Raw genomic sequence first — 9,600 nt, forward strand, 5'->3', positions numbered from 1 at the left:
AGTATTCCTACCACCAGCATAGCTGGTGGTTTATTCATGCTAAAGCGTACAACAAAAATACCAAAGAAATTATAAAGGTTTCTTTGGTATTTTTATAAGTTTTTATATATAATAGATTTTGTTATATATAAAAGCAAAATTTTTCCATGCTAATCATTTCTTTTGCTCTATAAATTCTAATGCTGTTAATACATTTGCTTGTGCTTTATCATTATCATTTCTAGAGGTGTTAATTATTTGTGCTAGAACCATCAATTATTTCCAAATTAAATTACAAAGTTTCCATCTTTAAAAATTTGAACTTCTTCCCCATTTTCTTTGATGCCAATTATTTCTGTCCTTGCATCGCCAACCATAAAGTCAACATGAGTTAGTGAATCGTTCATGCCTCTTTCTTTTAATTCTTCTATTGTAAGTTTTTCTCCGCCTTCTATGCAAGATGGATAGGACTTGCCAAGGGCAAAGTGGCAAGAGGCATTTTCATCGTAAAGTGTGTTGTAAAATAAAACTTTTCTCATGGAAATTGGTGTGTTGTGGGACACAAGGGCAACTTCTCCAAGTCTCTTTGATCCTTCATCAGTTTCAATAATATTTTTTAAATATTCTTTTCCACTTTTTGCATCGTAGTCAACTACTTCCCCGTCTTTAAAAACTAAATAGAAGTCTTCAATTAAATTGCCGTTGTAATTAAGGGGCATAGTTGAATAAACTTTTCCATTTACTCCATCTAGTCTTGGGGCAGAAAAAACTTCTTCACTCGGCATATTGGCAATAAATTCTTCGCCGTCACTATTTACATCGCCTGCTCCTGCAAAGATGTAGCCCTTTGGAAGGCAAACTTCTAAGTCAGTTCCCTTTTCTGACTTGTAGTGAAGCTTTTCAAATTTATTTTCGTTTAAGAATTTGCTATACCTATTTAAGTTATTTACATGGTCTTCAAGTGCCTTTTCTGGATCACCTTCAAAAAGTCTAACTGAAGAAAAAATTTCGTACCACAATTTTCTCACAGCTTCATCTTCACTTAAGTCAGGAAAAACTTTTGTAGCCCAAGAAGGAATGCTTGCTCCCACGACTATCCATGACACATAGTTTGCCATCATCTTTGCAGAAAAGTCCTTTAATGCCTTTGATGTTGCAAGATTTGCCTTAAAAAGTTTTTCAGAATCCACGCCCTTAAAGGCATCTGGATCAGACCCTGTTACAGAAAGATACTTTGCCTTCTTTTCCATGTAATAATTTTCCTTGTCCACCTTATGCTTTGGCACATCGGTTAAAATTTCTAGACTTTCATTTTCGTATTTTAATCTGGAAATTTCTTGGTCCCTATAATCTACAACTACTTCAGAGGCTCCAAGTTCATAGGCTTTTTTTGTAGATCTTATAGCAAAGTCCCTTGCTTCTATAGGACATCTTATGACAAGCCTGTCGCCCTCTTTTATTTTTAGTCCGACTTTTAAAATTAATTCAGCATATTTTTCTATATAATCATCAACTCGAAAATCTTTGTATTCCATTTTATCATCCTTTCCATTTATCTTTTGTTACAAAAAATAATATACAACAAAAATTTTTTATTTGCAAAAAAATACTATTGAAGACATATAATCTCCAATAGTATAAAAATTTATTTATTATATTTTTTAGCTAAGAAGTCCTTTGCAACTTGTGGGAATAGTGCATAAGTTAGCACATCTTCTTCAGTCCTTGCAAGGTCTCCTACTTCAGCTCTGTATTTATCAAGGGCTGGCTCAAGATGATTTGCAGGTCTATCTGTAATCACTTCAGCATCGCCTATAATTGATTTTCTAAAAGCATCGTCAACTTCAACAGGAGTCTTTCCATAAAGTCCCTTTAGGTAATCCTTAATTTCATTTGGAACCATCTTGTATCTTGCGCCTGTCATTACATTAAAGGAGGCTTGAGTACCAACCATTTGACTCATTGGAGTAACTAGTGGTGGGAAGCCCATGTCTCTTCTAACATTTGGCACTTCTGCAAGAACTTTATCAAAGAGATGCTCTTGCTTTGCTGCAGAAAGTTGTGAGTTTAAGTTTGAAAGCATGCCGCCAGGCACTTGATAAATAAGTCCCTTAGGGTCAACAGTAAGCATTTTTACTCTCAAAGTTCCGTCATTTAAATATTTATTTTTAACTTCTTGGAAGTAAGGTGCAAGTTCATTTAAAATATCAAGGTTTAAATCAACTTTGTAGCCAGCTTCCTTTAAAATTATGGCAAGAGTTTCAGTTGGAGGTTGACTTGTTCCACCAGAAAATGGTGAAAGAGCAGTGTCTAAAATATCTGCGCCTTCCTCAACTCCCTTGAGGTAAGTCATTGAACCACAGCCAGTAGTTTCGTGAGTGTGAAGTTCTATTGGAATGTCCACAGCCTTTCTAAGAGACCTAACTAAATCTCTAGAAACAGGTGGAGTAAGAATTCCTGCCATGTCCTTTACTGCAACTGAATCAGCGCCCATTTCTTGTATTTTTATTGCAAGATCAGTAAAGTATTCGATTGTGTGAACTTCTGAAGTTGTGTAGCAAATTGCAACTTGTGCTTCTGCTCCAGCTTTTTTTGCAGCTCTAAGTGAAGTTTCGATGTTTCTTAAATCATTTAAGGCATCAAAAATTCTAATTATGTCAACTCCGTTTTTAACAGATAATTCGACGAACTTTTCTACAACATCGTCTGGATAATTTTTGTAGCCCAAAAGGTTTTGACCTCTCAAAAGCATTTGAGTCTTTGTATTTTTCATGCGAGACTTAATATTTCTAATCCTTTCCCATGGATCTTCATCTAAGAATCTAATACATGAGTCAAAAGTTGCACCGCCCCAACACTCGAGAGCCCTATATCCAACTTTGTCAAGCTTATCAAGTGCAGGTTCCATATCTTTATAAGTCATTCTTGTCGCCATAAGTGATTGATGAGCGTCACGAAGAATAGTATCCACAAATTCTATTTTTTTCATAAATCCTCCTAACTATTAATTGCCGAGATTACTTTTATAATGTTAGTATAACACAATTTGCTCAAAATTTTTCATTAAATAATAGCTTTCTTGACAAAAAATTCTTGTCGCTTCATAAAAGTTTTCTCATTTTAATTTTTTTTCTTTACAAAGGGCTCCATTTCTAGTATAATGCTATCGGCTTATAAATTATCGCGGCGAAAATTTATAGGAGTTTGATAAAAAATGGCAAAAATGATGGATCCAAAGTTCAAGCAATCAAGAAGACTTGGACTAAATGTATGCGGTCACCCAAAGGCTATGAAAAGAGCTACAAGAGGTACTGCAAGAAGCGATAAAAAACTTACTGAATATGGTAAGCAACTTTTAGAAAAACAAAGATTAAGAGCATATTACGGTGTGCTTGAAAGACAATTTGTTAATCTATTCAAAGAAGCTCAAAGGACACCAGGTCAAACTGGTCCTAACCTTGTAACATTCCTTGAAAGGAGACTTGACAGTTTATGTTACAGAATGGGCTATGCATCTTCAATTAGACAAGCAAGACAAATGGTTACTCATGGTCACTTAACTGTAAATGGAAAGAAAGTTAATATTCCTTCTTACAGATGTGAAGCTGGCGATGTAATTGCATTATCTGCTAAAGGAAGAAAAGTTGATCTATTTAAAGAAAATTACAACACTAATATTGTTGTAAACTATCCTTACATTTCTAAGGACGAAGACTTTAAGGCAACTTTAGTTTCTCTACCAAATAGAGAAGATGTTCCAATAGAAATTGAAGACCAATTAATCGTTGAATTCTATTCAAAGAACATGTAATGAAAGAAAAAGAGACCCAGATGGGTCTTTTTTCTTGCCTATTTTTTAATTACATATTAAAAAAAAATCGCTTGGCTTTTAAAACCAGGCGATTTTTGATTTCTAAAAATTATTTTATAAATTGACTAAAGAATATTATCACTATAACTATAGGTGAAATATATTTTATACTTACATTCATCCAAGTTCTCACAAAAGGACTTTTAATGTTTGCTGCTTCTAATAAATTTTCCATCTTCCAAGCTCTGGCAGAGAAAAGTGCAATTAATAGACATCCTATTACTAAGATGTAATTACTTTCTACATTGTCAATAAAGGCAAAGGCTGGATCATAGAAAATAGATAAAGCTGCAATTGCAATTATTATTATGCTTGCAAGCATAAGAGCTTTTATTCTTTCAAGTTTAAATCTTTCCATAAATTGTCCTACTATTGCTTCTAATACTCCAACTGATGATGTAAAGGCTGCAATGTAAAATCCAAAGTAAAATAAAACTGAAAGGATTCTGCCAAAGGGCACAACATTAAAGGCAAGTGGAAGAGTCAAGAATGTAAGTCCAACGCCTTCTCCTGGTGTAAGTCCTGTTGCAAATACAATTGGAAGTATCATAAGTCCAGATAAAATTCCTGCAAAGACAAGGGCAAGGCAAATTACTGATGAATCTTTAAAGATGTTTTCATCTTTTTCCTTGATGTAGGAACCAAAAACCATGGACCCAAGCATAGCTAGTCCAAGGGCAAAGAAGGCTTGACCTAGACAAGTTATTATTGAATTCATGGAGAATTTAGAAGGGTCTGGTTTAAATAAAAATGCAAGTCCCTCCTTGGCACCTGGAAGTCTAAGTCCAAAAATAATTATTACAATCATAATTACAAATAAAATTGGAATTAAAATTTTTGATACTCTTTCTATTCCCTTTTGCACTCCTAAAATAATTACTGCATCATTGAGCAAAAAGTTAATTAAGAAAAATAAAAATACCATTGGCTTATTGGCATTAAAAGTATCAAAATAATTTTGTATTCCCTCGCTTGTAAGCCCTACGAAATCTCCGCTAATAGCTCCTGCAATGTATTTTATTATCCAGGCATATATAAGTGAAGTATAACCTACAATAATAACTGCTGCAAGAGTATGAAGATAGCCTGCTAAATACCACTTAGTACCAGGTTTTAAAGTCTTGTAGGCATCTATTGCCGCATTCCCCGTTGCATAACCTATAGTAACTTCACAAGTCATAAGAGGAATCCCTATGACTAAAATTATTAAAATGTATAAAAATATAAAAATTGCTCCACCGTTTTCGCCAACTACATAGGGAAATCTCCAAAGAGTTCCTATTCCAAGGGCAAGGCCAATGGCAACCATAATAAATCCAAGGATTGATGAAAATCCTTCACTTTGTTTTGACATACGCTCCTCCTTTTTTCATATACTAAAAATAGTATCATAAAATTTATATTTTTTAAATAGATAAAAGTCCTAAAGTGTTTTTCCCAGCTAAATTTTTTAATTTATTTTTATTTAATTAAGGGTATAATTTTAACAGGTGATATTATGAATAAAGACATTGAATATGTAAAACTTGTTACTTCAACTAATAAACTTTTATTTGATGAAATCTGTGCCTTCCTAGAGGACAATTCCATCCCATATTTTGTTAAAGACGAAGGCGATTATATGAGGCTCATCTCTGGATTTTCTCTTTACGAAAAGGGCATCTATGTCTCTGAAGATGACTTTGACAAGGCCAACGAACTCTTAGTTTATTTTATGAATGACAACGACGACACAGAAGATTTAAATTTCGATTAATAATTTTTGTTTAAAACTTTTCATGAAAATAAATAAAAGCTGATGCAGATTTTTTGCGTCAGCTTTTTTGCTTTATAAAAAATTTTCCTTTTCAAATCTCCAAAAAGTCCACAAGGTCTTTAAATACCTTGTCCCTATCCTCTTCCCTAAAAATTTCATGCTTCATATTTTCATAAAGCTTTGCTTCAATATTCTTGTAGCCAACTTTTTTTAGGGCATCAATTGAACTTTCAAAGCCACTTTCTCCGCCGATTACCACGTCATCCTTACCAGCAAGGAATAAAATTTGAAGACTTGGATTCTTGCACTTAAAGTTTTTTAAATTGTTGAGTTCCCTTACACCTTCAAAGACGGCAAGATAGCCGCGATTTTTAAAAACTTTTGGCATTAGGGGATCTCTCTTTGCATCATCAATGTTATCTTGGCTGTAACTCAACCAGTCCCAATTTAATTTCTCGCCAGTGTATAATTTTTTTAGGATAAAAACTGTTCTCTCTTCACCAAAATAAAAATTTATAAAATTTCCAATAAAAATTGCAAGGGAAACTTCTGGAATATAATTTGGTGGACCAGACAAGACTAGCTTATCAATTAAATCATCTGCCTCTTCAAGATAAATTCTTCCAAAAACAGTGCCAAGGGAATGGCCCACTAAATAAATTTTTTTGTCTGGAAACTTCTCTTTAAGAGCCCTTGTAATAGCAATATTGTCGTCAACAACTTTTTCAAAACCGTCAATGTATCCGAAGGTGTACTTGTCAGAAAGGGATGCCCCGTGACCTCTGTTGTCAGATATAAATACGCTGTAATTATTTTCATTAAAAAATTTAATTAGATGAAAATACCTTTCCTTGTGCTCCAAGGCTCCGTGAATAATTTGCACAAGAGCCTTGGGATTTTCCACTGGGAAAAATGCAGCACTAAGAATAAAATCATCATAGGACTTAACCTTAAGGCTCTTGCAGTTTGGAAGCTCATAAAAGTCTTTTACATTTCCAAATTTTTGACGGTCTTGTCTTTGGCCACTGACCTCTTCATCTTTAAAAATTAAATCACATTTTAAATTCACGCCTTCATTTTGCCTTAAATTGTTTGACTTTCTGTAATGAATTTGCGGAAGCAAAAGAATTATTAAAATAAGTAAAATAATAAAATAAACCATTTAACACCTCAATCTAATTATAGCAAAAGAAAAATAAAAATCTTCCCTTTAAAGAAAAAAAGAAGAACCATCTGGTCCTTCTTTTCTAGTTTATTTTACAGAAATAGTAACTGTCCTCGCCTCATTATCCCATTCAATGTCATTGTCTTTTCCGTCCTCTGTGTTTCCATTATTAAGTCCAAAAACTTTTGCCACATTGACAAGGGACACAAAAATTCTATCTTTAATGTTTAGAGGTTTTGCTTCCATTTCAATAACTTTTCCATTGGAAAGGATAATTTTATTGTTGTCGATTTGAATTGAGGCAGTAAGTCCATCTCTAGTGAAGGAAGCTGTTCTCGTAAACTTGTCCCAGACAACTTCTGCGCCAAGAACTTCTGCCACTCGCCTTAGTGGAAGCATAGTCCTTCCCTTATAAATTACAGGACTTATGTCCATCTTAACTTTTGTTAAAAATCCGTCCCTTATAATTTCGTATTCAAATTCGTTGATGTGAAATACATAGGAAATTTTTTCTGTGGCTTTCTTTTCTTCTTTAATTTTTATTGAAGGGCTGGCAAATGCTTTTAAAGTATTTACTTGATGATCTCTATTGTTTAGGCGAGGAAAATAATTGTAGTAATCTGGATAATAATTGTCCCAATTTTCTTCCTTGTCTTTATTGTCTTTATTATCTTTCTTGTCCTTATCCTTATCAATTTCACTATTTCCCTTTGGAACTTCTGTCAAATAATTTTCTAGCTTCAAAATATTTTTAGAATCATCCTCATAAATAAGAGTCACTATTCCCTTTTCATCAACTGTTACATCCTTAGCCTTAGGATTTGCTAGCTTAAATTTTCTTGCAATTTCATCAATTTCTCCTTGGCTAAGCTTATTTTTATCTAAAACTTTTAAATCTTTAGGAATTACTGGTGGATATTTTTCAGAATCAGTTTTTTCTGGAATAACTTCATTAACTCTTACCTTAACTTCTACTTCTTTACTTGAAGTGTCTTTAAAAGTCAAAGTAAGCCTTGCAGTTTTTTCTCCAACTTCACTTGTGTCGGCATTTTCCTTTATGACAACATTAACTTCTTGAGGAAGGTTTGTAATTCCCTCTTTTAACTTTTCCAGAGTCAAGACTTCATCTTTATTTACTTCAATAGTTTTTGTCTCTGCCTCATAAGTTTCGGCTTGTGATTTTTCTACAGTGACTTTTACAGTGACTTCATCTGTGGATCCATCGGGATACTTTACCTCAACCTTGATTTCATGCCTGCCAGAAGTCCTTCCATCTAGCAAATTTTGTCCCTCTATTATGGTTTTACTTGGTTGGCTTGTTGAATCTTTAGGATAATCTGTTGAAACACTTGCCAAAATTTCCTCTTCTGTCGTGGCAAGCCCAAAGGATTTTTCTATATCCTTTACACTCACCTTATACTTATCTTTTTCTTCAACTACTCTTGCAGTAAAGGTCATGTCACTAGTGATAGGAATATTTTCTATATTATCCACTTTTCTATCACCAATAAACCAGGCAGCTTCCTTTGTTTTGTCTTCTGCCTCTGGTGTCGGCAAGTTATCGCCTATTTTTGTTAAAGTTGAACCTTTAAAAATCGCATAAGATTTATTATATTTACTTTCAGAATTTCCTATCGGTGCATTTGCAATACCTTTACTAGCCTTTAAAGTTACAATAAAAATATCTTTTGGTAAATTTTTGCTCTTATCTAGTATGTTTGCTGCATCTTCTCCATTTTTTATAAGTTTAGGTTTATATATATAATCTTTATTAAGCAAGTCATAATTACCATTTAAAATATTTAATGAAGAAGTGTCATACCAATACCAAAGTTTATAATCTTCAGGAAGATTTAAATCAGGCTTTAAAAGCCCTAGGCTCCTATTTTGTACATCATTCCTTACATAAAAGGTCATTTCATTTAAATTATTAAAACTTGTAGCAAAATATTTTTTTTGAAAGTCGGTAGCTAAAATTTTTCCTTTTCCCTTTACATCAAAAATTCCACATTTATAATCATGAGATGAATTAACAGAATACCCATCAGAATCTCTCATATCAATGATTTGACCTCTCATAAAAATATATGGCAAACCTTGAAATTTTGCTTCAAATATCATTGGCCTGTTCATGTCATACTTTCCAGTGGCACCCTCAATTTCACCTATTTTTTTATCCTCAGAAAATGCTTTGCTATAAGGATTAACTAAAGGTCCTCTATAAGTCCAACCGAGAAATTTATGATCTTTTTTTTCTCTTCATCTGTTTCATTATTCTCAGCAAATAATTCTGCAAATACCTTTTTACCATCTTCTTCATAGTCCAACATTTCTGACCACTTTGCAGTCTTTAAGGCGTAAAAGGGCTTAGCCTTAACATTTTTTCCAAGATTATCTTTTTCCTCAATAAGATTAAAACTTTCTCCTGCTTCATTTTTTATAGTTCCATAATTTTGAACATTGCCTGTTAAATTTGTCTTTGCTACAAAAAGTATTTTCACATACTTGCTTTTATCAGCTTCTTTTGGCATGGTCTCAGTAACTATTGGGAGATCTCCATTCTGTGTCGAGTTTTCATCATTTGCCTTTGGTCCAGATTCTTTGGCAAAAACAGGATTAAAGACACTAAAAAATAAAGTTACGATTAAAAATAACGAAAACAATTTCCTCTTCATTATGTCCTCCTAGTTTTTTAATAATGTCCACTGGGTTTCTTACAAAAAATATAAAAAAATTCCAAAAAATATCTTTGATTTAATTATAGCAAAAGTAAACTCTCACTTCTATATGATGAAGAAGTAAAATTTAATAAAATTCCAAAATTTTTGC

The 9,600-nt window shown here is 33.0% G+C and carries 8 protein-coding genes; 2 read left to right on the forward strand and 6 right to left on the reverse strand.

Annotated elements, in window-relative coordinates; translation table 11 throughout:
- Positions 1-266: 266 nt before the first annotated feature.
- Together HGPG_RS03805 and HGPG_RS03810 are read right to left on the reverse strand one after the other, a co-directional pair.
- Positions 267-1,514, reverse strand: a complete 1,248-nt coding sequence (locus HGPG_RS03805) for an aminopeptidase (RefSeq protein ID WP_019124736.1) — start codon at positions 1,512-1,514, stop codon at positions 267-269.
- Positions 1,515-1,624: 110 nt separating this feature from the next.
- Entirely contained in the window at positions 1,625-2,968 is a 1,344-nt protein-coding gene (locus tag HGPG_RS03810) for an oxaloacetate decarboxylase subunit alpha (RefSeq protein WP_019124737.1), read from the reverse strand.
- A gap of 225 nt (positions 2,969-3,193) precedes the next feature.
- Between HGPG_RS03810 and rpsD the strand changes: the two genes are divergently transcribed.
- Positions 3,194-3,790 (forward strand): 30S ribosomal protein S4, encoded by a 597-nt coding sequence (gene rpsD, locus HGPG_RS03815; RefSeq protein WP_019124738.1) that lies wholly within the window; start codon positions 3,194-3,196, stop codon positions 3,788-3,790.
- A 109-nt stretch (positions 3,791-3,899) separates the two neighbouring features.
- On the opposite strand, the gene HGPG_RS03820 is transcribed toward rpsD, so the two are convergent.
- The gene (locus HGPG_RS03820) at positions 3,900-5,204 is read right to left on the reverse strand and encodes a sodium-dependent transporter (protein WP_019124739.1); all 1,305 of its coding nucleotides are present in this window, start codon (positions 5,202-5,204) and stop codon (positions 3,900-3,902) included.
- Positions 5,205-5,348: 144 nt separating this feature from the next.
- Between HGPG_RS03820 and HGPG_RS03825 the strand changes: the two genes are divergently transcribed.
- The gene (locus HGPG_RS03825) at positions 5,349-5,606 is read left to right on the forward strand and encodes a putative signal transducing protein (RefSeq protein WP_019124740.1); all 258 of its coding nucleotides are present in this window, start codon (positions 5,349-5,351) and stop codon (positions 5,604-5,606) included.
- Positions 5,607-5,697: 91 nt separating this feature from the next.
- On the opposite strand, the gene HGPG_RS03830 is transcribed toward HGPG_RS03825, so the two are convergent.
- From HGPG_RS03830 to HGPG_RS03840, 3 genes are all read right to left on the reverse strand, one after another.
- On the reverse strand, positions 5,698-6,768 hold the full coding sequence (locus tag HGPG_RS03830; RefSeq protein WP_019124741.1) for an alpha/beta fold hydrolase: 1,071 nt from the start codon (positions 6,766-6,768) through the stop codon (positions 5,698-5,700).
- 90 nt (positions 6,769-6,858) lie between these two features.
- Entirely contained in the window at positions 6,859-8,904 is a 2,046-nt protein-coding gene (locus HGPG_RS09950; protein ID WP_019124742.1) for a Rib/alpha-like domain-containing protein, read from the reverse strand.
- Positions 8,905-8,978: 74 nt separating this feature from the next.
- Positions 8,979-9,446: a hypothetical protein gene (locus HGPG_RS03840; protein WP_019124743.1), complete on the reverse strand. Its 468-nt coding sequence runs from the start codon at positions 9,444-9,446 to the stop codon at positions 8,979-8,981.
- Between the last annotated feature and the right edge of the window lie 154 nt (positions 9,447-9,600).

It is taken from the genome of Peptoniphilus grossensis ph5 (assembly GCF_000311825.1).
Classification (GTDB): Bacteria; Bacillota; Clostridia; order Tissierellales; family Peptoniphilaceae; genus Peptoniphilus_A; species Peptoniphilus_A hominis.